At 41.6% G+C, this 24253-nt stretch carries 17 protein-coding genes; 3 read left to right on the top strand and 14 right to left on the bottom strand.

From position 1 onward, the window contains the following. Positions 1-37: 37 nt before the first annotated feature. From OCV73_RS12055 to OCV73_RS12035, 5 genes are all read right to left on the bottom strand, one after another. Positions 38-778, bottom strand: coding sequence for a tetratricopeptide repeat protein (locus OCV73_RS12055; protein ID WP_147552531.1), 741 nt, complete (start codon positions 776-778; stop codon positions 38-40). A 166-nt stretch (positions 779-944) separates the two neighbouring features. Next, complete coding sequence (locus OCV73_RS12050) at positions 945-2048, bottom strand: TlpA disulfide reductase family protein (protein WP_147552529.1); 1104 nt, start codon at positions 2046-2048, stop codon at positions 945-947. Positions 2049-2190: 142 nt separating this feature from the next. Continuing rightward, on the bottom strand, positions 2191-2448 hold the full coding sequence (locus OCV73_RS12045; protein ID WP_147552528.1) for a hypothetical protein: 258 nt from the start codon (positions 2446-2448) through the stop codon (positions 2191-2193). Continuing rightward, positions 2445-2810: a phage holin family protein gene (locus OCV73_RS12040; protein ID WP_147552526.1), complete on the bottom strand. Its 366-nt coding sequence runs from the start codon at positions 2808-2810 to the stop codon at positions 2445-2447. The genes OCV73_RS12045 and OCV73_RS12040 overlap by 4 nt, the downstream gene beginning before the upstream one ends. Positions 2811-2944: 134 nt before the next feature. Then, complete coding sequence (locus OCV73_RS12035) at positions 2945-3157, bottom strand: YtxH domain-containing protein (RefSeq protein ID WP_147552524.1); 213 nt, start codon at positions 3155-3157, stop codon at positions 2945-2947. 552 nt (positions 3158-3709) lie between these two features. On the opposite strand from OCV73_RS12035, the gene OCV73_RS12030 reads away from it, so the two are divergent. Both OCV73_RS12030 and OCV73_RS12025 read left to right on the top strand, forming a co-directional pair. Then, complete coding sequence (locus tag OCV73_RS12030) at positions 3710-5869, top strand: S8 family serine peptidase (protein WP_147552523.1); 2160 nt, start codon at positions 3710-3712, stop codon at positions 5867-5869. Positions 5870-5881: 12 nt separating this feature from the next. Continuing rightward, positions 5882-10441 carry an autotransporter outer membrane beta-barrel domain-containing protein gene (locus OCV73_RS12025; RefSeq protein ID WP_147552521.1) on the top strand — a complete coding sequence of 1520 codons (4560 nt, stop codon included), beginning with the start codon at positions 5882-5884 and terminating at the stop codon, positions 10439-10441. 163 nt (positions 10442-10604) lie between these two features. On the opposite strand, the gene OCV73_RS12020 is transcribed toward OCV73_RS12025, so the two are convergent. The 9 genes from OCV73_RS12020 to OCV73_RS11980 form a co-directional block, all read right to left on the bottom strand. Then, on the bottom strand, positions 10605-12317 hold the full coding sequence (locus OCV73_RS12020; RefSeq protein WP_147552519.1) for a sensor histidine kinase: 1713 nt from the start codon (positions 12315-12317) through the stop codon (positions 10605-10607). Positions 12318-12339: 22 nt separating this feature from the next. Continuing rightward, positions 12340-13464, bottom strand: coding sequence for a sensor protein KdpD (locus OCV73_RS12015; RefSeq protein ID WP_147552517.1), 1125 nt, complete (start codon positions 13462-13464; stop codon positions 12340-12342). A 98-nt stretch (positions 13465-13562) separates the two neighbouring features. Continuing rightward, positions 13563-14330: a hypothetical protein gene (locus tag OCV73_RS12010; protein ID WP_394802964.1), complete on the bottom strand. Its 768-nt coding sequence runs from the start codon at positions 14328-14330 to the stop codon at positions 13563-13565. 32 nt (positions 14331-14362) lie between these two features. Next, positions 14363-14932, bottom strand: a complete 570-nt coding sequence (locus OCV73_RS12005) for a K(+)-transporting ATPase subunit C (RefSeq protein WP_147552514.1) — start codon at positions 14930-14932, stop codon at positions 14363-14365. 13 nt (positions 14933-14945) lie between these two features. Continuing rightward, a complete protein-coding gene (gene kdpB, locus OCV73_RS12000) occupies positions 14946-16982 on the bottom strand; it encodes a potassium-transporting ATPase subunit KdpB (protein ID WP_147552512.1) in 2037 nt (678 codons plus the stop codon). Between the two features lie 12 nt (positions 16983-16994). Beyond that, positions 16995-18701: a potassium-transporting ATPase subunit KdpA gene (kdpA, locus tag OCV73_RS11995; RefSeq protein ID WP_147552510.1), complete on the bottom strand. Its 1707-nt coding sequence runs from the start codon at positions 18699-18701 to the stop codon at positions 16995-16997. A gap of 24 nt (positions 18702-18725) precedes the next feature. Further along, the gene (locus OCV73_RS11990) at positions 18726-18806 is read right to left on the bottom strand and encodes a potassium-transporting ATPase subunit F (protein WP_147552637.1); all 81 of its coding nucleotides are present in this window, start codon (positions 18804-18806) and stop codon (positions 18726-18728) included. 393 nt (positions 18807-19199) lie between these two features. Further along, positions 19200-19529 carry a TIGR04076 family protein gene (locus OCV73_RS11985; RefSeq protein WP_147552508.1) on the bottom strand — a complete coding sequence of 110 codons (330 nt, stop codon included), beginning with the start codon at positions 19527-19529 and terminating at the stop codon, positions 19200-19202. 112 nt (positions 19530-19641) lie between these two features. Further along, positions 19642-20973: a sigma-54-dependent transcriptional regulator gene (locus OCV73_RS11980; protein ID WP_147552507.1), complete on the bottom strand. Its 1332-nt coding sequence runs from the start codon at positions 20971-20973 to the stop codon at positions 19642-19644. Positions 20974-21137: 164 nt separating this feature from the next. Between OCV73_RS11980 and uvrA the strand changes: the two genes are divergently transcribed. After that, positions 21138-23933 carry an excinuclease ABC subunit UvrA gene (gene uvrA / locus OCV73_RS11975; RefSeq protein WP_147552505.1) on the top strand — a complete coding sequence of 932 codons (2796 nt, stop codon included), beginning with the start codon at positions 21138-21140 and terminating at the stop codon, positions 23931-23933. Positions 23934-24253: the final 320 nt, after the last annotated feature.

Genomic DNA, 24253 nt, shown 5'->3' with positions numbered 1-24253 from the left:
AATATCAAAGCCTTGCAACTTCTCGGGCTTTAAATCGTCACTTATCTTTCACCCTCGGGTATAATGTTTCTTTTACATAAGCATAAGCCGGATAATGTTTTATAACCCATGCATACATCTCCTTTGCCTTGGCATACTGCTCGTCTTTTTCGTATACCAGCCCGATAGTAACCAGCAACTGCACATACAGCCAGTTATTTTTTAAGGCTGAGGAATCTGACTCCATAGTCTTGCGAGCTTTTTTATAACAAGATAAAGCCTCCGTCTTATCACCGCCAAACATACCCGGCATATAGAACCGGATATTCCCGTAAAGAATATTTACCAACGCATCACCGGGAGCTTTTGCATAGGCTTTTTTTACATCTCCCAGCATTCCGGAAGCCATAGTCGTAGCCTTTAGAGGAGACATTGCTATTTGAAAACCTACAAGGTTTCCTTTCAATGCCAGTATTTTCGCATCTCCGGGATAACTATTCTCTAAGGCCTTCTCCAGTTTCCAGGCCGATTTTAATGCGACAGAGGCTTCCTCTTTACGTTTCTTATCTATCAGATGCCCGATAAGACCGTAATAATCGGTCAACAAGCGTATACGGGCCTCCTTGGATGACACCGATTTATCCACGAGCATTTCGCTTAAAACAGGTTGCCAGTCAGCCATCTTACCACTGATATACAAATCATATAATTCTTTACGGTATTCTGTTTCGTCCTTCGCCGATACATAAACTGTGCATATCCCTATGAAAAGGGTCATGAGAAAAAACCTTTTTATCATTTTTATTCCGTTTTTTTATTTTGCAAGAAAACAACTCCGGCAATAGTGTACAAAAAAACTAAATATTTTCGGAATATCGGAAAGAACTTATCTCTTTTTCTCTTTTATAATACAAAAACAAAGGCATGCAGGACTTTTGCATGCCTTTGTTTTATAAAAATATTTCCTATTTCAGATACTCGGCTAATCTGGCGGAAAGCTGAGGCAACTCCATATTAGTAGAAAGAATTTTACCTTGCGGATCAACCAGCACCGTATGGGGAATGCCTTGAATCGCATACAGCATTATCGCATCCGAATCCCACCCTTTCATATCGCTCATCTGAGGCCACGGCAGTTTATTTTCTCTTATATAATTAACCCATTCCTTTTTATCGGTATCGAATGATACCCCCACGATAGTAAAATTTTTAGACTTAAACCTGTTATACAAAGCTAAAAGTTCGGGAGTCTGTTTACGGCACGGAGGACACCAGGAAGCCCAGAAATCTATTAACACATATTTGCCTTTGCCTACATAATCGGACAAACTTACATCCTTCCCCGTAGGAGTAGACATCTTCAAATCGATAAACGGCATACCGTCCTCCACGTTTTTCAAACGTTCAAGCATCTTAGTTACTGTCGTCACCGATTTATTATACCGGAAAAAATCAGGTGAATGATCAATAATATTTCTCTGCTCCGAAGGAGAAAAAAGATAACTGTTCTGAATAAAGACATATACCCCCGTAATATTGGATTCATTGTCCAGGATATATTCTTTTGTAAGAGTCTCCACTTCGGTTTTCTCCGTTTCAAACTGTCCTTTCATTTTATTAAAAAGACTGTCGGTCAATGTACCGGCTATAACTCCCCCCATATATACATTCGTAAGATCCTGCATACGCTTGTCATGCCCCATACGTTCATCCTGATAAGTCTGGAACCGTTCGACCAGAGGTAAGCCGGCAGCCGAAGAAACACTATCCATAGTTACAGCAATAGACCCGTTCTGTAAAACAAAGAGCAAAGGCATGACAGGTAATTCCCGTTCGCCTCCCAGCGATAAAACCGCCATAGTGGGCTCAGGCTGTTCTCCTTTAAATACAAAAGCACCGTTTTTAACTTTGGTACTATCTACCAGTACAAATTGCTCATCCACCTGTTTTTGGAGAATGACGAATTCACCGTCTGCCGATTTTGATATATGCCCTTTTATCTCGTATCTATCGGTACACCCTACAAGCCATACCATCACGATCCATAGTAACAAACTTTTTCTATACATTTTATTCTTCTATTAGATAGTTATATGTACAGAAAACAATTCAATAGTCCTCAATGTTTTTCACACTCAAGAGATTAACTATTACAAAAAGAGCGGAAACATTCGCCGAATGCAACCGCCCTTCTTTCTCTATACAAAAATATTAACGTCTAAAACGTTTTACCATTCGTAAAACATTTGATACCAATCTAAATCCCCAGAAAACACCGTCAACGATAGGAATACTCCCGATTGCCTTACTCAATATGAATTTTGAAACGGAACCGGAATTCTGGACAGGTTCTATTACTCCCCGATAAGAATCCTGCAGTTCTTTTTGCTGCATATCTACACGGGCTTTGACCAGCATCTTACGGGCCTGCAACTCATCTATACCATATCCTTGCCACTTATTTGTCATAATGATTCAGGTTTATCAGGTTCGTCCAGCAACAAACGTGAAAGAAAACGCGTTACCGGATTTATAATCATAGGTTTACGAAAAACAAGAATTATTCCTGCCAGCAACAGGCAAAATGCGCCGACTATAGCGTAGCTCCATTCCAGACCGACATAAGGAGCCAGCAAATATACTACTGCAAAAGAAAAATAAAAGAAAGCCCCGGCCCCTAACATCATACAAAGAATCAATATAATGAGGGTTGAACCCATTACCGAAAGTTTCTCGGTACCGGTAAGCCTGGCATAATCTATCTGCAGTTCTACATATTTACGTCCTTCTTCCAATAACTTCTGATAGACATTTAATTTCGAACCAAACATATTTTAATGCGTATTTATTTCATAAAAAAATCCGGAAAAGCCTGTTACTATCATTATAGGGTAAACTCCTATTGTTTTCTACCCTGTAATCACATTTTTAACAGTATTTTCCGGAAGATTCATCATCAGGTCATTTACTTAATGACTTTCTGTGATTTAACCTCTTCAGTAATCTGGTCGATCAATTCTTCCATATCATGTTTTTTGAGATGGATACCTTTCTCGTCCAAAATCTTGCAAATTTTAGCTCTCATGTCGGAGCCTTTTTCAGGAGCAAATAATAAACCTACGGCTGCACCCACGGCTGCACCGCCGAGAAATGCAAATAAAACATTTAGACTTTTCATAGAACATTGTTTTTTTAATGTCATTTACAAATATAACAAAAAAGATTTTCGATTGTTTCGCCCCAATTCATTATTTTTTTCATTTTCAATCCATTATATTTTTTATATGTTAATTATACTAATAAAATTCACATCACAAATTTCGGTATCGCTCTTCATTACAACGACTAAACGAGCAAATGGCAAGCTTATGATATCATCGAATATCCCCTTCAAAACTATAATACTCAAAACTCAATGACATATGTGCAAAAATCATCTTTCAGAAATAGCTTACATACAATATTATTCAATATATAATAATTATAAACAAATAATACTTAATAAACACAAAACATACCACATCTCTTGCAATAAACGGTACTATGTAAAAACATAATTTAATATATATAATTTCTAAAAACAATCATTTATCTATAATTTTACAATTGAAATTTACAATATGCAACTATATAATCTTATTTATTGACTAATTGACAACACAAGAAAATAAGACAGGTTATTGAATAAAAAATTTCAAACCGTAAAAAAAACTTTAATATAATATATAATATGAAGAAACATTTTCTATTTATCTTCTTGGCATTTATAACGACAGTTTATGCTCAAATGCCTGCAAAATTCACATCCAACACTATATTGGATATGATGAACATCAGTGCTCCGCCCAGCTCGGCAAAAGCAAAAAAAGCTTTTACTCCCGGAGAAAAAATCACAGCCTATCTGAAATACAATAATGAAAGCTGTATCGACACTCTGAAGCAATTAGGCATAACGATCAGAACGGTCACTCCCAGTGTAATTACAGCCGTTATTCCGGTCAGTGCTATGGAAGAAGCTGCGAACCTACAGGGCATAGATTGCATACAGACATCGCAAACCGTTAAATTTCAGATGGATTCTGCAAGAGTAGCTACCCGTGTTGACGATGTGCAGGCGGCTAAAGATCCTATCGAAACTCCGTTCCTGGGAAAAGGTGTGCTGGTCGGAGTCATTGACGGGGGAGTAGACTTCACTCATCCGGACTTTTACACATCCGACAGAGAAACATTACGAATCAAACGGGTCTGGGTACAGGGAGATAATAGCGGTACGGCACCGGAGAATTTCGGCTACGGCTCGGAATATAAGACACCAGAGAGTATTACCACAAAAGGAACCGATTACAGCTACTTCTCACATGGCAGCCATGTAATGGGAATCGCTGCCGGAGCCGATACGATAAATAATCCTTATTATGGAGTAGCCCGCGAGGCCGATCTGGCCTTCTCCACGTTTGAAAGTATAGATGCAGGTATCACCGATGCGATAAAATACATCTACGATTATGCCGATGAACAAGAAATTCCTGCCGTAATAAACATGAGTTTAGGAACCGAAATGGGACCGCATGACGGAACTTCCCTCCGCGACATCATGGCAGATGAAATGGCCGGAGAAGGACGTATCCTTGTCGGTGCCGCCGGCAACAACGGACTGGTAGACATGCATATCTCAAAAACTTTTACACTGGAAGACGATACCTTATTTGCAGGAGTCGCCTTTCTGGAAGGATTCTCTGGTGTCGGAGAAATACAAGTATGGGGAGATGAAGGGAAAAGCTTTAAAATAAACGTATGCACCGTCGATAAAGAAACCATGCGGCCAGTTTATAAAAGCCGTACATTCGACGCCTCTAAATCATTCAGCGGTTCTATCACTTTACAAAAGCCATTTGACCAGTCAAGCGGCTTTTTTAGTATAGTCACACAAACAAGCCCGCTAAACAACAAGCCTATGGCCCACCTGCAACTGGGCATCGACGAATATAAACCGAACAAGGTTATCGGACTTATCATCATCGGGGAACCCGGAACCACTGTTCATGCATGGGCTAACGAAAACTACTGCTGTTTCAAGCAATTTTTACCTAATATGGATATTCCTGATAATAAATTCGGAGTTTGTGAAATCGGAGGAACCGGTAAAAAAATTATTACGGTAGCTTCTTACAGTACAAAAACCGAAATAAAAGCGCTGAACGGTGACGTCATTAACTCAGGATTTCCTATTTACGATATCGCTCCCTATTCTAATCACGGTCCTTCTACCGACGGAAGGATGAAACCAGATATTGCCGCCCCCGGAAGCTATATCATTTCGGCGTTCAACAGTTTCGAAAGTAACAACATCTCGCGTGTATCAAAAGGGACATGGAACGGAAAAGATTATTTCTACGGAGTATATCAGGGAACATCCATGGCATCTCCCCACGTAGCCGGAATAATCGCCACATGGCTCCAGGCTTATCCGAAACTAACCCCGGACATGATACGGGAAGTCCTGAGCGAAACAGCCGTTAAAGATGCTTATACCGGAGACGATAACAATAATACGTGGGGATACGGAAAAATAGATGCATATAACGGGCTGGTCTATATTCTGAAAAAATATACTTCGCAAACAGATATTATTTCAAAAAACATTAACAATAGCTGGATAGGCAACAGGATCAACAATAAGCTGCATATTTTGTATTTCAAACCAACTCCCGCCACTTATGTAAACGTATATACCGATAAAGGAATATTAGTTTTGTCCGAAACAGTCAAAAACAAAGCGTGCGGAGACGAATATATACTGGACTTGTCGGACAAAGAAAAAGGGCTTTATTTGGTTACGGTAATATCCGCAGACAAAAAAGAGACATTTAAATACTTAAACAACAAATAACAGCAAGGTAAAATGAAAAAACAACTATTCGCATTATTGCTTGGAAGTTTCTTCTGTGTAAACGGATACTCCCAGGTGTTCAGCGGAGGAGACGGATCAACAGATTCTCCCTACCTTATCAAGAAAGTAGCAGACCTGACCGAACTGGCCACAGTGGTAAACGGAGGAAACACGTTATCGGGAAAACTATTGCGTCTGGAAAACGATATTACTTACGGTTCTTCCGACACTTATACGACCATAGGTTTTACAGGAAGCGGCATAGCTAAAAAATTCGCAGGTACATTCGATGGAAACGGGCATTCAATAAACGGTCTTAAACTGAACGGAGCGAAATACGTATCTATGTTCGCATCTCTGGATGCCGCCGGAATTATTAAAAACCTGACTTTAAATGCTCCGACTCTTACTTGTACCGATTCATACGGAGCTTTTATTGCTGCACAGGCTGCAGGTTCCGTCGAGAATTGCAAGGTGGAAAACGGGATCATGACTTCTACCTCCGGCTCATACAAGGGAGGGATCGTAGGATATTTGCAAGGAAAAGTCAAAGATTGCTCTTTTTCAGGGTCAATCACTACGTCCGTCAGTATAGGCGGTGTGGTAGGACAAAATTACGGAGATATTGACAATTGCGTTTGCAGTGCAACCATTATTTCCCAAAGTGATAACAGCTCGTCCGTACATATCGGAGGTATAGCGTCTGTCACCTTAAAATTAGGAGATACCTCTCCTACCATTACAGATTGTTATTTCATCGGTTCCATACAAGGTAGTGTGTTAAACAATTGCGGCGGTATCTCTGCCACCCTTAACAGAGGAACCATAGAACGTTGCTGGAACGGCGGATATATCTCATCGACCGGATATTGCGGCGGTATTATCGGATCGCTGGACGCCGGAACCATCAAAGATTGCTACAATGCCGGGACTCTTTACGACACCAATTCTGAAGGCGTAGGCGGTATCGCAGGATATAAATCTACGGCAAGCGATGAAACGATTATTGAAAACTGTTTAAGTATCGGAGGTATATTCAACTCGATCCTGGCACGTAACGAAGGAAGCGAGATCGTAGGAAAAAAAATGGGAGAAGTTATCATAAACAATACTTTCTTCGACTCACAGGTAACCGGCTGGAACAGTATCGATCACGCCAAAACGACTAAAGAACTGACTACTGCCAACGGTATTTCAGGATTCGACGGTACTATATGGAAATTTACGGAGGGTATGTACCCCCGATTAATAAAATCGGCACAAGAAGATGTAGCTATTTTAAATGCGACTCCTTTCTACCTGGCCGATGGAGAAAAACACGGAAAAGTATATTCGGATTTTACCGTTAGTACGGCAAACGATATCGAATGGAATATCAGCAGCAGCCTTGCTGTCTTGAACGGCAATACGGTAAAAGTGACCCGGGGATCAAAAATCGAGAACGTAACAATCACTTCCTATCTGGGAAATTATGAAAAAAGAAGCCTCATCAGTATCTACCCACGCATATTCGACGGGGAGGGAACAGAAAACAATCCTTACCTGATAAAAAGCAAAGAGGATATGATGAAATTATCGGATGCAACCAATACACAAGAGATCAGTTTCACCGGCGAATATTTCAAGATGACGCAAGACATAGATATGGAACTGGATAAAAATTTCATACCCTTCTGTTTTACATCGGATATTCTCGCATTCGACGGCATATTCGACGGCAACGGTCACGCGATCAAAAATCTTTATATAGATACTCAAACCGGAGAGGCATTGCATTCGGGATTATTCCGTACCATATTCCGGAACGGCGTAGTAAAAAACCTGACTATCGATAAAAGTTGTCAATTAAAAATCTACCGGAATTTCGGGCCGTTTGTCGAAACTCTTTACGGAACACTGGATAATTGCTATAATTACGCCGCCGTTACAACCGCTAAAGGTTACTCCGGGGGTATTGCCGCGTTTGTACAAGCAGGAGGAGTGATCCGTAACTGCTATAACGAAGGAAGCGTATCGGCCGATTCAGATAATGGTTTTCTGGGTGGTATTGCCTATAATAACGACGGTATGATTGAGAATTGCCAGAATAACGGTGAAATAATCGCGTTCTACAGTAAAGCAAAAAATGCTGGAGGTATAGCAGGTACGAACAACGGTATCATAAAAAATGTATTGAATGCAGGCCGGGTTACGGCAAGCGATATTGTAGGAGGTATATGTGCCACCAATGCAGGACAGTTGATCAATGTGCTGTCGCTGGCTCCGGTAACAGCGACTGCAACGAAGGACAATCTGGGCAGCATAACAGGTACCGACAACGGCGCTCAATACACAAATGTTTATTATGACAAACAAATCGTAATATATAAAGACATTCTTAAAAATGTCAATGGTATTACGACAGGCAATCTGACCAAAGCTTCCTGGAAAGGTTTCGGAGATGACGAAGCCTGGAGTTACACAGACGGAAAATATCCTGTTCTGAAAAGCTTTATGAATACGGATGCATCCGAACTGGCCTCCATACCGGTTATTTTCGCTTCCGAAGACAACCGCCTTCAGATCAGCAGCGACATCATCCTGCCCGCAAAAGAAGAGCTGGTATGGACTTTAAAAAACGGCAGTACGTTCAGTATAGGAGAGGGATCTCTCAAATATGCCGCTACAAACACATATGCATCGGATACACTTACCGGAACTTATAACGGTTACCAGAAAATTCTTCCTATTTCCACATTAGGAAATATCCTGGAAGGAAAAGGTACAAATGAAAATCCCTGGTTAATAAGTTCCGCCGACGATCTTATCAAACTATCTACAGAGGTCAATAAGTCCCAAAACAATTACGACGGAAAATATTTCAAAATAACTGAAGACATCAATATGTCCGGTTCATCTTTTATTCCTGTGGCGGCAGACGGTATCACGACATTCAACGGTATTGTAGATGGTAATAATAAAACGATTACCAATCTGGTCATCAATCTTGCTGATAATTCGTATGTCGGATTATTCGGAAGAGTGGGAGCCGAAGGACAGATATCCAATCTGACGATCGGAGAAGGATCGGCCGTCAACGGAAAACAATATGTAGGAGCTTTTGCCGGCAGCATGGACGGATATCTGACAAACTGCAAGAACTACGCCAGCGTTTCTGCTACAAACGGCAATGCCGGGGGATTCGTCGGCATCGCTTACCAGAACGTAACATTAAGCGGCCTCACGAATGAAGGAAACGTCAGCAATGCCAAAGATATGACGGGAGGTATTGTTGCCGAAATAAAAACGAACGCCAATAAAATAAACCAAGTAGTCAACCGGGGAGAAATTTCAGGAATTTCAAAAACCGGGGGGATAGTAGGTTCCGCTTCCAATGTAAAAATCATGGCTGCAAGCAATGAGGGCAAAGTAACCGGAAAAACCAATGTAGGCGGTATCGGAGGATATCTGACCGGGACAGACACTATTTGTGACAGTTTCAATAGCGGAGAAATCAACGGAGAAACAGAAATCGGAGGTATTGCCGGATACAACTACAAATCATATTCCGATAATGAAGGTTATTTCCATAACTTATATAATGCGGGAAACGTTACAGCCAGCAGTTCAACGGCTGCAGGTATTCTCGGCCGGGGAACTTCTCCTGAGATATCGGCTTGTTTTAATGTAGGTAATATCACAAATTCAAAAAACAATCTGGGTTCTACTACTCCCGGAGCGGGCGGTATCATAGGTAAAGGAAATCCGGTCATAACAGATTGTTATAATATGGGAATCATCAGCGCATATAATAATGTAGGAGGTATCATAGCATATCCCAATTCGTCTTATTCCGAAATGACAATCACGAACTGTTATTCCGCCGGTCCGATAATCTGTACTAACACCGGTTCGGCAAATGCCGGTGCAATATTAGGCGGACAGGGAAAGCTCATTATGAATAATTGTTATTACGACCGTCAAGTCATCGGATATAGCGCCATAGGCAAAAAAGAAGATGAAAATGAAACAGGTATTAATACGGAAAGCCTGACTAAAACCGATTTCGGGTCGTCCTGGAGTTCACTTGAAAACTGCTATCCCGTACTTACTGCATTCTCTTCTGACAATTATGCCAAATTATACCGCGCTGCAATATTGCTTTCTAACGGTGAAACGGAAGATACTTATGCTAACGTAACCGGAAATTTCAAATTATCTTCAACAAATGAAATAACATGGACGGGCGACGACGTATTTACCATAAACGGAGAAAACGTAGGGGTAGCTTCCAACACTAAAGGCGATTTCAAATTAACCGCGGAATTAGGACAATATAAACGGGAAATAACCCTGACACTTAATACCGGTACTTCAAGCATAGAAAAAGCCGAAAATAATGCCGCATCCTGCTATGCCACAACGGGAGGCGTTATGATTTCCCAGCCGACGGAATATGCAATTTTCACAGTATCAGGCATACTTTTACAACAAGGAAAAACGGATTCGGTTAACAGACTTATCCAACTGGAAAAAGGTGTTTATTTCATAAAATCCGGTAATAAGGTTTATAAAGTTGCTGTAGAAAAATAATATTCGTTGAAACAAAATCGTTTCATTGTTTAAACACGGATATCTGCATCGTATCTTTAATTTACAGAAGCAGATATCCGCGTTTTTTTCTTCCGTTATTACTCTTAGGAATACGGGCTTCAAAAATAAATCCCCGGCATGTCTTTACACCATACAGGGCATGTTACACTTTAAAATGCAACGTAAAACAGCTGCCCTTCCCTAACTCGCTTTCTACCGTTAGTTTCCCGTTATGGGCCTCTACGAAATCTCTGGAAATAGACAGTCCCAATCCACTACCCTGTACTTTAGTTCCGGGCACTCTGAAATAACGGTCGAATATACTTTCATGATAACGAGGATCAATACCTTTTCCAAAATCTTTCACAAATATTTCGACTTCATTACTATCCGGCTGCCTGGCTCCGATAACGACGCGCCCGTTCTCACTGGAATAACGGATAGCATTACTAAGAAGATTGGTAATGACCCAAGCGATTTTTTCACTGTCTACAAACAGTTTGCTTATCTTTTCGGGATAATCCACTTCTATATGGCAATTGAACTTATCTGCCTGCACGCGATTGGCATTTATCGCGTAATCGATCAGCTCGATAGGTTTAGTAACTTTGGGCATAAGTTGCAGACGGCCAGCCTCGACCTGTGTCATATTCAACAGCTCGCCTATGATTTTGATAAGGCGTTCGCTATTTTCCTTAATACTTTCGGATAGTTGGTGCTGTTCACCGTTCAATTCTCCTATACGTTTATCCTCTAACAATTGCAGGCTCATCATAATAGCCGATACCGGAGTTTTCAGTTCATGAGATATGGTAGATATAAAAGTCGTCTTCGCAGCATCCAGTTCTTTAAATTCGGTTATATTCCGCAATAATATCACATCTCCCCTGTTTTCCTGCTCTTTGTCTTCTCCCCGGATAATAATAGGTATGTAGAAGGCTTTGAAATAACTCTCTTTATTATCGGCATAGATTTTCAAAGGTTCTTTTTTCGTATCCCGGTTCAAGAGTTCTTTAATCAAACGCCGTAAAAGATCATTTCTTAAAGATATTTCAGCGGCAAGCTTTCCCAGAACCTCTTCCCGTTTCAGATTAAGGATGTTTAAAGCCTCATTATTTATGAACACGATTCTCTTTTCTTTATCGAGTCCTATGATGGGTTCTGTAATACTGTTCACGATAGCTTCGATATATTTTTTCGCCGAAAGAATATCTTCCAGGGAGCCGGCCTTGAACTCTTCCAGACTCTCGGCCATCTTATTAAAGGAGTGAGAAACCATTTTAAATTCATCATTGGAATTTACCGGAAGCCGTTTCTGATAATTTCCCTGTGATATCTCCAGAATACCGTTCGTCAATCTTTTTATCGGTTCCACGATCGATTTAGGGAAACGGAAGAACATAATAGCAGCCACGACCAGACAAAGTAATGCAGCTACACTTATCCACAACAAAGCACTATGCACCATATCCCCTATCATTTTTTGTTTCAGATGGACAGAGTTCATATTCAAACTCATTACATGATACAAGTCGGTTCTTATTTTCTGCAATAGCAGAGATGAACCCGTTTGGATATATTCCGTATAATGCAATTCCAGTTTCCTTGTTACGTCTTTCTCGTCATCTTCTGTGATATTCCGTTTCTGACGTTCCAGATTTTCCTGGAATATAGCTCTTGCCGCATCATCTGTCCCGATCGTCTCCAATGCTGTAAGCATATTCCGGGCGTAATCGAGGGAATTATTGTTATTATCATAAATAGATTGTGTATCCGCACTTATTTTCACGATATATCCTACCGACACCAGACCTAAAAAAAGGATCATTCCGAACAGTGCGCCCATTCCGTAGGATAGCTTATTTTTTATTTTCATAATTCTATCTGCTCATTTTTTATTATGCCAAAATAACCAAATCAATACCGGATTGAGAAAGAAATTCTATTAATTTCTTATAACGCCACACTGTCAGCAGGGCGGACAGAAACCTCAGGGACGGGACTCCTATACAACAACGGGTAATCTGCCTTTCCTTACAAACTTCAATAATACCGTCCGTCACGTGATTGCATTGTTTTTGTACCACCTCTCCTCCCAACTCTACCGATAATTTAAAATGATTTAATAAATGCCTTTGATTCGCTAGCGATATGCGATCCGAAGCTTCACGGGGAGTTTGGACATATAACACAATAAAGCCCGTATTATAATAAGATGCCAGTCTCGCCGTCTTTCTTATCATCCTCCGGGGAGTCTTCTCATTGGAACTGATGCACACCAGAAATTTCTCGTGACGCAGTTTCGTATTACTCACCGAAACCTCATCTTCTACCTTCTGTGCCACCCGTAAAGCAACTTCTCTCAAAGCAAGTTCCCGCAACTGGAGAATATTCTCAACTTTGAAAAAATTGTTCATTGCCTGCGATATCTTATCTGTCTTATATATCTTACCCGCCTTAAGCCTGTTCTGTAATTCCTCGGCCGTGAGATCTATGTTCACGACTTCATCTGCCTGTTCCAACACACTATCGGGAACTCTTTCTTTCACTTCCAACCCTACTATATCATACACTTCCTCATTAAGCCCTTCTATATGCTGTATATTGACGGCAGATATGACATTGATACCTGCATCCAATAACTGCAACACGTCCTGCCAGCGCTTTTCGTTTACGCTGCCTTCTACATTGGTATGAGCCAGTTCGTCCACGATTACGATATCGGGACGGATTGCCAGAATCGCCTCTATATCCATCTCTTCCAGTTCTTTGCCTTTGTAGAAAATCTTTTTTCTGGGAATGGCGGGCAATTCCTCTGCCAATGCCTCCGTATCGGCACGCCCATGTGTTTCTATGTAACCTATCTGCACATCCACGCCGCTATCCAGCAATTCATGGGCTTCCTGCAACATCCGGTACGACTTACCTACTCCGGCGATCATACCTATATAGACTTTGAACCGTCCCCTTCTCGATTTCTGAATAAGATTCAGGAAATGCTGTACATTTTTTTCATTATCCATATACAAATATATAAAATTTAAAACCCCTAAACCCGTAATAATATCACTATTATCACGGGCTGTCCATCTTTAAATTTAAAAGTCAAATCACCGTTTCATCATCTTAGCGTTATACCAAAAACGAAATGCACATCCTCCCGATTGGGATTCCATATAAGCTGGGTAAAAACCGGTAAAGAAAACCTATTCGAAATCATTATCTCTTTTACTGCTTTCAAGGATATGTTCGTTACGGCAAAACCGTCATTCAGATAATTCATAGGTGACGAAAAAGGACTGCATCCCACCGTAGCCGTCAAATCCACCCCCTTTACCGCAAATGGATAGGCAAGCTCCGCATAAGAAGAATATGCATTATCATTCGTTCCGTCCATTTTTTTATCATGTCCCCAAATCATTGTGTACCATGATATACCCAGCGGGAGTTTTTCCAAAGGTAATTCATAAGACAATCCGGCTTCCAGAATATGATCGGTGGTGTGATTATCAAAATTAAAATATTTATTCTGACCATCCCGACGTCCATTTCCTTTTTCCGAGTTAAGAGCCTGTCCCGCCCACCAGTAATCGGCCAGCGATAAGGTAAATCCACCCACAGAATAAGCTGCCGTCAGGTCGGCTTCTTTATGACCTTGTCCCGTAAAATCGGCACTTCCCCAGGCTGTCAGCGAAAAACGTCCAACCTGCAATCCCAGAGTCGGTTGAATCGCGGCCCCCGACTGGTACATCCCTCTCCATATATAGGAACTTACCAAATCGCCTGCTATGTTAAACCGTACGTTTCCTAACTTTTTATCCTGTGCATAAACAGGAACAGATGTAACTATAAAAACCAGGACCATGACGGAATTTTTTATCACGTTCATTGTTTTCATTACTATTATTTTTATGATATTCCTTATTCGTTTTTTGATTTTTCAAGTGCCATATTTAATTTAAGGACATTTATTTTTGACGGACCAAACAAACCAAGCCAAGGCCTCTCGGTCTGTTTATCCACGATAGCTTTTACCTCATCCTCGTTCATCCCCCTAGCCTGGGCAACACGCCTTATTTGTATGAATGCACAACGGGGCGTTATATCGGGATCCAGCCCCGAACCACTGGCCGTCACCATTTCGGCCGGTACTTCTTTACGGGATAGATAAGGATGATGCACCAGAAACGTATCCACACGCGCCTCTACTTCTTTCAAATACTCTTCGTTAGTAGGACCTTTATTACTTCCGGCAGAAGCATCTGCAGCATATCCCGCGGCAGAAGGACGCCCCCAGAAATATATATCTTTCGTAAATTCCTGTCCTACATTCGCCGCACCTACTACTTTTCCGTCAAGCGTTACCAACTCGGCATTCCCATGTCCCGGGCTCGCAACCTGCGCAATTGCCCATAGTACAAAAACATAGCACACGCCGAAAAATACACAGAATACAATAGTTATTTTTAATGACTTCAATAATGTTTTCATCTTATGTTATGAATTAAAAAAATAAACTTATGAACATATCGATCAACTTAATGCCTGCAAAGGGAACAATCACACCGCCCAGGCCGTAGATAAGCAGATTGCGTCGTAAAAGAGCCGATGCTCCTATCGGCTTATAAGCCACTCCTTTCAGTGCCAGAGGAATAAGAACGGGTATTATCAACGCATTAAAAATAATAGCGGACAATATAGCCGTTTCGGGACTATGAAGGTTCATAATATTCAAAGCTCCCAGTTGCGGCAGAGCAACCATGAACAGAGCCGGAACGATAGCAAAATATTTAGCGACATCGTTGGCGATCGAAAAGGTCGTGAGCGTGCCACGGGTCATCAATAATTGTTTTCCTATCTCTACAATTTCTATCAGTTTCGTAGGATCGTTATCCAGATCCACCATATTTCCAGCTTCTTTAGCAGCTTGTGTACCGCTGTTCATGGCAACACCAACATTCGCCTGGGCCAGTGCCGGCGCATCGTTCGTTCCGTCTCCCATCATAGCGACCAGCTTTCCCGACTGTTGTTCTTTCTTAATGTATTCCATTTTATCTTCCGGTTTCGCTTCAGCAATAAAATCATCTACTCCTGCTTTTTCCGCAATATATTTAGCCGTAAGAGGATTATCGCCTGTCACCATCACTGTTTTGACTCCCATCTTCCTCAACCGGGCAAAACGTTCCTGTATTCCCGGTTTTATAATATCCTGCAGTTCGATAATACCGGCAATTTCTTTATTCACGCAAACGGCAAGAGGGGTTCCTCCGTTAGAAGAAATATTCCTGATAATCTCTTCGGCTTCTTCCGGAAATTCATTCCCGGCATTGACAACAATTTTCCGGATGGCTTCATAGGCTCCTTTCCTGATCTGTGTACCATCGTTGAGATCGATTCCTGAACATTTTGTCTCCGCCGTAAACTTTATTTTCTTTGCTCCGGCCAGATCCCAGTTACGGGTTTCACACCTCAGTTCACGTCCCAGTTCTAACACAGACTTGCCTTCGGGAGTCTCATCCGATACGGACGACAGCATACAATAACCGACAAAAGTCTGGAAATCCATTTGCGTAGTCATAGGATAAAATCTGGTAGCTTTACGATTCCCGATTGTAATCGTCCCTGTCTTATCCAGCAATAAAGTATCTATATCACCAGCGGTCTCTACAGCTTTTCCCGACTTGGTGATCACATTCGCCTGTAATGCACGGTCCATGCCGGCGATTCCTATAGCAGAAAGCAATCCCCCTATGGTCGTAGGTATAAGGCATACGAATAAAGAAATAAATGCGGCAATAGTAATAGCGGCTCCACTATAGTCGGCAAACGGTTTCAAGGTGATACAAACAATCACGAAAACCAGGGTAAAACCGGCCAGTAAAATAGTCAACGCTATCTCATTAGGAGTTTTTTTACGGGAAGCTCCTTCCACCAGTGCAATCATTTTATCCAGAAAACTTTCACCCGGCTGGCTGGTGACCTGTACACGGATATGATCCGAAAGAACTTTAGTACCTCCTGTCACGGAGCTTTTATCACCGCCGGCCTCCCGTATTACCGGAGCGCTCTCTCCGGTGATCGCACTCTCGTCTATAGAAGCAAGTCCTTCTATAATCTCGCCATCGGCAGGAATAACATCTCCCGACTCACACACAAAGACATCTCCCTTTTTTAATTCACAACTGCTTACCACCCTGATATTATCTCCCATCACAAGTTTGGCCGGAGTTTCCTCCCGGGTCTTTCTCAAACTGTCGGCTTGTGCTTTACCACGTGCTTCGGCTATAGCTTCGGCAAAATTGGCAAACAGCAAAGTGAAGAACAAAACCGAAAACACTACAAAGTTATATCCGAACGAGCCTTGAGAAGCATTGAATATGGAATATACGGTCACAAAAAACATAACCGCCGTAGAGATCTCTACCGTAAACATGATAGGGCTCTTGACCATGCAACGGGGATCCAGCTTTATAAAAGATTGTTTCAGACTTGTAATTATCTGCTCTTTTTGGAGCAAAGAGTTATTTTTATTCTTTTTCATTGTATTCTACGATTAGAAACTTAAATGTTCGGCTATGGTGCTTAAAGCATGCACCGGAAAGAACGATAGTGCCGCTACGATAAATATGACGGCGAAAGTCATGACACCGAACGTTACCGTATCGGTTTTAAGAGTTCCGGCACTTTCCGGTATATATTTTTTCTGTGCCAATAAACCAGCAATGGCAACCTGTCCTATGACAGGAATAAAACGACTGAGGATAAGCACGATCCCGCAAGTAACGTTCCAAAAGAACGTATTGTCTCCCAGTCCCTCAAATCCTGAACCGTTATTGGCTGCACTCGAGGTATATTCATACAGCATTTCACTCAGTCCGTGAAACGACGAATTATTCAACCAACCTCCTTCACTCTCCACAAAACCGGGACAGTGTACATACAGATAGCTGGATAACGCCGTAAAGGAAAGAATGACAAACGGGTGCAATAAAGCTACTATAGTAGCTATTTTCATCTCTTTGGCTTCCACTTTCTTTCCCAAAAACTCCGGAGTACGCCCCACCATCAGGCCACTGATAAATACCGCGATAATAATAAAAGCGTAATAATTCATAAAACCGACACCCACACCTCCGAACCAGGTATTTATCTGCATGTTCAACATTTCTACCATACCGCTGACAGGCATCGTACTGTCATGCATACAGTTCACGGAGCCATTGGAAGTGACTGTCGTAGTGACGCTCCACAAAGCAGAAGCTCCTGAACCGAGCCGGACTTCTTTCCCTTCCATCGCACCATTTTCCTGTGCAATACTTAACGCGTCTATCCGGGGATTACCGTTCATCTCAGAATATACATTGATACCTACTCCTGTCAGATACGCAAACAACATCACCCCGAATATACTATACGCCAGTTTCTTTCTTTTCAGATAAAAACCGAGAGCAAAAATCATAGCCATAGGTATTATCAATATCGACCAGCATTCTACAATATTGGTCAGATAAGTAGGATTTTCCAGAGGATGCGAAGAATTCACGCCAAAATAGCCGCCTCCGTTAGTCCCTAATTGTTTAATGGGAATTATTGCCGCGGCGGGTCCCTGAGAAATGACCTGTTCTCCCCCTTCGAGAGTCGTAATGGTTTGCTTGCCCTCAAACCCCATAGGCACCCCTTGCGTAATTAGAATAATACCGACTACAAGAGAGAGAGGTAATAATATGCGGGTACAGCTTCGTACCAGGAAATACCAGAAATTTCCTATGGATTTGGTAGTCTTCGACGACATAGCTTTCATCACCCCTGCCATTGCAGCCATACCGGTAGCCGCTGTTAAGAACTGAAACAAACAAATCACGAACAACTGTGTAAAATAAGTAAGGCCGCTTTCTCCGCTGTAGTGCTGGAGATTACAGTTCACCATAAAACTTATGCAGGTATTAAATGCCTGATGAGCGGTTTGAGGGCCGTTACCATCGGGATTTAACGGCAGCATATGCTGGGTTACCAGCAATATCATACCCCAGAAAAACCAGAAAAGATTTAACGTTAGCAAAACCCTCAGGAATTTCTTCCAGCTCATCTCTTCTTTCGGATCTATGCCGCATAATTTATATATCCGTTTTTCCACCGGATTCATAAAATCCCAGCGGCTTCTTTCCCCTTTATAAACTTTTGCTATATGCCGGCCCAGAGGATAACTGATGAGTACCATCAACGCGACTTGCAAAATAATACCTAAAATTTCCGTATTCATTTTTTATTTTCAAATAAAATGTAATTAAAACTTTTCGGGATAAATAAGCACATACATCAAATACCCGAAGATGATCAAACCGAGAATAAATAAAGCGGTATACATAATAACTTTCTCCCTCTTTAAATTTTTTCAAACCAATCTATGCACTTGTAAAAAAGCCAGAAGCAGGCGACTCCTGCCAGGCACATCAAAATAAATGAAATCGTTTCTGTCATAACTTTCTGCTTTTTATTTATTACGACTTATATATTGCCAACGTTATGCCAAAAATGAAAATAAAAACACACACAACTACTAATCAATTACTTGCGATACAGATACAATCCATCCGGCACATAAAATCTTTTTCAAAATGAAAAAAGTGCTTTTCCAAAAAGGAAAAACACTTCATGTTAATCAATATATATATTCAGAAATACCCGGACAGAATAATATTACCTATTTTTCATAGCCGAACCATTATCTTGAAACAGCCCTAATTACCTTATATATAAATTATTCATTATAAGATTCTTCGTCTGTCGCTTCGAGTTTAAAGATAACTGGTCTCAGTCCGTCATTGCAACTACAAATCGCTACACCCGGTTTTCTTATCCAATCTCCGTAATAGAAAATATTTTTTTTAGCTCCGTGTGCCAATGCGAAAACATACTGATAAATAGCTTTCCATGCTTCGTCGCAAAAACCGTCCGGTTTTGCATAATCGGCATAAAATACCTGTTTTTCTTTCAGCATCGGACAGGTACTCAATCCTTCCACTCCATATTCAAGAGCCAGCTCTTTATCTAAAGTCGTTTTTAGAACTGTTATTTTTACCTTTTTCATAATTATGGTTCCTTTGACCGATCATATTACTAAACAAACTATTCGTATTTATTTAACTTATTCAAATATATATAACGGCTTTCAATTTTTTCAATGATGTAGTATAACTTCATTAATTTATTCCATACTCTTCTATTTTACGATAAAGCGTAGTAAGCCCTATGCCCAATAAACGGGCTGCTTCACTTTTGTTACCTTTAGTATATTGCAGAACCCGGCCTATATGTAACCGTTCTATCGACGCCAGTTCCCAAGGATCTCCCGTAATTGTTCCGGCAGATTTTCTCATATCCAGCGGCAGATCTTTTTCGCTAAGACTTCCTTCGTCGCATACGATAAGGCAACGTTCTATCACATTCCGGAGTTCCCTTACGTTACCTTTCCATTCGTATTGTTCCAGCAACCGGTAAAATCCATCTGACACCGCCGGAATTTTCTTGCCCAAACGAGCGGAAAAATCTTCCATATATTTACCGGCCAATAACGGAATGTCCTCTATATGTTCCCGCAGAGCAGGAAGATGAATACAAAAAACAGATAAACGATAAAATAAATCTTCCCTGAAATTTCCTGCTTCTATTTCCTTTTTCAGGTCCCGGTTCGTCGCAGCTATCACACGTGCATCTACTTTCGTCGGTTTCGTTTCACCGATTTTGATATACTCCCCGGTTTCCAGTACTCTTAATAATTTAGCCTGTAGGTCATATGCCATCTCTCCTATCTCGTCCAGAAAAATCGTTCCTTTGTCCGCTTCCTCAAACAAACCTTTTTTTTCTTTCATCGCACCGGTAAAAGCACCGGCCTTATGCCCGAACATTTCGCTTTCCAATAAATCTTTCGTGAAAGCGGAACAATTCACAGCAACGAACGAACGACCCGAACGGGGACTTGCCATATGTATGGATTGTGCGAAAACCTCTTTTCCCGTTCCGGTCTCGCCTGTAAGCAAAACAGGGACATCGGTATGGCTCACTTTACGCGCGAGTGATATGGACTCTTGCATAACTGCCGATTTTCCGATAATACTTTCGAACGAATACTGCCCGTTTCTCTGTTTACCGGAACCACCCTGACGGTTCATCTTAGCCTGTTCCATGGCCCGGCCGATAAGCGGGATTATCTTATTATTATCATCTCCCTTGGTTATATAATCAAAAGCACCGTTCTTTATCGCCTGTACCCCGTCCGGTATATTACCATGCGCCGTCAATAAAATAATTTCCGTTTCAGGATGTTTCTTCTTCATCTGCAAAACCAGGTCCACACCATTGCCATCCGGCAGAAACACATCACACAGTGCCACATCCACAGATATCGTATCCATCTTTTTCAATGCAGCCTTGCAATCTTCAGCTTCATAGACCTCATATCCTTCCAGCCCCAACAAACGGGCCAACAAACAACGTATCTGGTCTTCATCGTCTACAATCAGCACTTTATCCATAACATACTTTTATTTTACGCCAAAGGTAAATATTTATCCGATAAAAATGTTTCTATCCATATAAAAACAAAAATATAAGCTAATGTACTCTAACACGATTCTTTATAGGGTAAAAATTGCTACCTTTGCAGGTTGAAAAAGATTAATATACAGCAAAGTTCGATATGACAGACTCATCCATATTTATCAAAGGCGCAAGAGTTAATAATCTAAAAAACATAGATGTAGAAATTCCTCGCGATAAATTTATTGTTATCACCGGATTATCGGGTTCGGGAAAATCGTCACTGGCTTTCGATACCCTTTATGCAGAGGGGCAACGGCGTTATGTAGAAAGCCTCTCTTCCTATGCACGACAGTTCCTGGGACGGATGAGCAAGCCGGAATGCGATTTTATAAAAGGCATTCCTCCCGCTATAGCTATCGAACAAAAAGTAAATACGCGCAATCCCCGCTCGACGGTAGGAACATCTACCGAAATATACGATTACCTGAGACTTCTGTTCGCCCGGATAGGACGAACTTATTCTCCTGTATCGGGCGATCTGGTAAAAAAGCACCAGATAAGCGACCTGGTATCATGTATGCTCTCATATCCCGGAGGAACCCGTTTTGCACTGGTCACCCGCATCATACTTCCCGAAGGCCGTAAATTTTCCACACAACTGGAAGTGCTCTCAAAAGAAGGATACAACAGGCTTGAAAAAAACGGAGAGTTTATCCGCATCAGCGATATACAGGATCAAGCCGATACTTTGGATACTGAAAATTATCATCTGCTCATCGACAGGATGAGCTGTTCGGATTCAAAAGAAACGATAAGCCGTCTATCCGATTCGGCAGAAACAGCATTTTTTGAAGGCGGCGGAGAATGCAGCCTGTTATTCTTTACCGGTGACGGTATCGAACAACACGATTTTTCAAAAAAATTCGAGGCAGACGGCATTACCTTTACAGAACCGAACGACCTGATGTTCAACTTCAACAGTCCGGCAGGAGCCTGTCCCAAATGTGAAGGCTTCGGAAAAATCATCGGGATAGACGAAGATCTCGTCATTCCTAACAAAATGCTATCGGTTTATGAAGATGCTGTCATGTGCTGGCGTGGTGAAAAAATGAGCGAATGGAAAAAAGCGCTCATCTCGGTATCGGAACGTATCGGATTTCCCATTCACCGTCCTTATTATCAACTTACCGGAGCAGAACGGGAATTGTTATGGAACGGTAACAGCTACTTTGAAGGTATAAATGATTTTTTCAAAATGCTGGAAGAGAACCAATATAAAATACAATATCGAGTCATGCTTGCACGCTACAGAGGCAAAACCACTTGCCCGGTCTGCAAAGGGACACGGCTTAAACCCGACGCCCAGTATGTGAAGATAGCCGGTCACACGATTACAGATCTCGTAAGCATGCCTATTACAAAACTGCAGAATTTTTTCGAAAATATCCAGCTTGACGAAACAGAAGCTATCATCGCTGCCCGTCTACTGACCGAAATACGTAACCGCATCCGCTTTTTACAAGAAGTGGGACTGGGGTATCTTACTCTTAACCGGTTGTCATCTTCCCTTTCCGGAGGAGAAAGCCAGCGTATCAATCTGGCTACCTCATTAGGAAGTAGTCTGGTAGGCTCCTTATATATTCTGGACGAGCCCAGTATCGGCTTGCATTCCCGTGACACAGACCTGCTTATCGGTGTCTTACGCCAATTAAAAGCATTAGGGAATACCGTAGTCGTAGTAGAACATGACGAAGAAATTATCCGGTCGGCGGACTATATCATAGACATAGGTCCTCTCGCCGGCAGACTGGGGGGCGAAGTAGTATATCAAGGGGACTTGTCTCATCTTCCCAAAGCCACACAAAGCTACACGATGAGATACCTCACCGGAGAACTGAGTATCGAATTACCGGCATATCGCCGGAAATGGAATCATTATATAGAGGTGGAAGGAGCTGTCCAGAACAATCTAAAAAACGTAAGTGTACGCTTTCCTTTACAGGTCATGACCGTAGTAACCGGCGTAAGCGGATCGGGTAAATCCTCTCTGGTACGGGATGTGTTTTACAGGGCTCTTGTCCGGCATTACGGCGAAGGAGGAGAATTACCCGGAACGTTCTCAAAACTGACAGGAGACATGAATTTAATGAAAGGAATAGAATTCATTGACCAGAATCCCATAGGCAAATCGTCACGTTCCAATCCGGCCACTTATCTGAAAGCGTTTGATGAAATACGTAAATTATTTGCAGACCAACAGGGAGCCAAACAAATGGGATTCTCGGCCTCATATTTCTCTTTCAATTCCGAAGGCGGCCGTTGTGAAGAATGTAAAGGTGAAGGAACTATTACGGTAGAAATGCAGTTCATGGCTGATATCACTCTCGAATGCGAATGTTGCCACGGTAAAAGGTATAAACAGGAAGTTCTGGAAATAGAATACCGGGGAAAAAATATCAACGACATACTGGATATGACTATCAACCAGGCTATCGAATTCTTCTCGGAAAACACAGGCTCTGCAGAGAAAAAAATAGTCAAACGGCTTAAGCCCCTGCAAGATGTAGGATTAGGATATATAAAACTGGGACAGAGTTCCTCAAGCCTTTCAGGAGGAGAAAACCAGCGAGTAAAACTGGCTTACTTCTTAAGCAGCGAACGCCAGGATCCTACCATATTCGTATTTGACGAGCCTACTACCGGATTGCACTTCCATGATATCAATACGTTGCTCAAATCATTCAATCAACTGATAGACCGGGGACATACCGTTATTATTATCGAACACAATATGGATGTCATCAAATGTGCCGACCATATCATTGATATGGGACCGGAAGGAGGTGATATGGGAGGTTATGTCGTATGTACGGGAACACCGGAAGAAATAACAACCTGCCCCGATTCTTATACGGGCAAATTCCTGAAAGAGAAACTATACCCCATTAAATAGTCATTTCTACCTACCGGATAAACAAAACCAATTATGTAGTGAGGCTTAACCCCTTTTTAGAGCAAATTACTATTGATTTTCTACCAGTCAGGTTATAACAGAAGTCACAAAGCTATTACTGTTTACAGGTCTTTCTAAGAACCAGGATCAGATATCCGAATCATTTGTGGGTACTAATAACGGTAACATTACCGAAAACCAAATTTTACAGGATTTCAAGGATACTCGTACACGTATATAGATGTATGATTTTTTCTCTCACCGGTAAAACCTGTAAAAATGTTATGAACCCGTACGGGGTAATACGAAAAATAATGGGA

Origin of the sequence: Barnesiella propionica (assembly GCF_025567045.1) — a bacterium.
GTDB lineage: Bacteria > Bacteroidota > Bacteroidia > Bacteroidales > Barnesiellaceae > Barnesiella_B > Barnesiella_B propionica.
The sequence above is the reverse complement of the archived record's forward strand: the minus strand, read 5'-3'. Positions and strand labels throughout refer to the sequence as shown.

What these genes read in the sequence shown, in the direction of transcription:
- OCV73_RS12055 (WP_147552531.1), bottom strand. Translation starts at nt 778, where the DNA reads ATGATAAAAAGGTTTTTTCTCATGACCCTTTTCATAGGGATATGCACA.
- OCV73_RS12050 (WP_147552529.1), bottom strand. Translation starts at nt 2,048, where the DNA reads ATGTATAGAAAAAGTTTGTTACTATGGATCGTGATGGTATGGCTTGTA.
- OCV73_RS12045 (WP_147552528.1), bottom strand. Translation starts at nt 2,448, where the DNA reads ATGACAAATAAGTGGCAAGGATATGGTATAGATGAGTTGCAGGCCCGT.
- OCV73_RS12040 (WP_147552526.1), bottom strand. Translation starts at nt 2,810, where the DNA reads ATGTTTGGTTCGAAATTAAATGTCTATCAGAAGTTATTGGAAGAAGGA.
- OCV73_RS12035 (WP_147552524.1), bottom strand. Translation starts at nt 3,157, where the DNA reads ATGAAAAGTCTAAATGTTTTATTTGCATTTCTCGGCGGTGCAGCCGTG.
- OCV73_RS12030 (WP_147552523.1), top strand. Translation starts at nt 3,710, where the DNA reads ATGAAGAAACATTTTCTATTTATCTTCTTGGCATTTATAACGACAGTT.
- OCV73_RS12025 (WP_147552521.1), top strand. Translation starts at nt 5,882, where the DNA reads ATGAAAAAACAACTATTCGCATTATTGCTTGGAAGTTTCTTCTGTGTA.
- OCV73_RS12020 (WP_147552519.1), bottom strand. Translation starts at nt 12,317, where the DNA reads ATGAAAATAAAAAATAAGCTATCCTACGGAATGGGCGCACTGTTCGGA.
- OCV73_RS12015 (WP_147552517.1), bottom strand. Translation starts at nt 13,464, where the DNA reads ATGGATAATGAAAAAAATGTACAGCATTTCCTGAATCTTATTCAGAAA.
- OCV73_RS12010 (WP_394802964.1), bottom strand. Translation starts at nt 14,330, where the DNA reads ATGAACGTGATAAAAAATTCCGTCATGGTCCTGGTTTTTATAGTTACA.
- OCV73_RS12005 (WP_147552514.1), bottom strand. Translation starts at nt 14,932, where the DNA reads ATGAAAACATTATTGAAGTCATTAAAAATAACTATTGTATTCTGTGTA.
- kdpB (WP_147552512.1), bottom strand. Translation starts at nt 16,982, where the DNA reads ATGAAAAAGAATAAAAATAACTCTTTGCTCCAAAAAGAGCAGATAATT.
- kdpA (WP_147552510.1), bottom strand. Translation starts at nt 18,701, where the DNA reads ATGAATACGGAAATTTTAGGTATTATTTTGCAAGTCGCGTTGATGGTA.
- OCV73_RS11990 (WP_147552637.1), bottom strand. Translation starts at nt 18,806, where the DNA reads ATGTATACCGCTTTATTTATTCTCGGTTTGATCATCTTCGGGTATTTG.
- OCV73_RS11985 (WP_147552508.1), bottom strand. Translation starts at nt 19,529, where the DNA reads ATGAAAAAGGTAAAAATAACAGTTCTAAAAACGACTTTAGATAAAGAG.
- OCV73_RS11980 (WP_147552507.1), bottom strand. Translation starts at nt 20,973, where the DNA reads ATGGATAAAGTGCTGATTGTAGACGATGAAGACCAGATACGTTGTTTG.
- uvrA (WP_147552505.1), top strand. Translation starts at nt 21,138, where the DNA reads ATGACAGACTCATCCATATTTATCAAAGGCGCAAGAGTTAATAATCTA.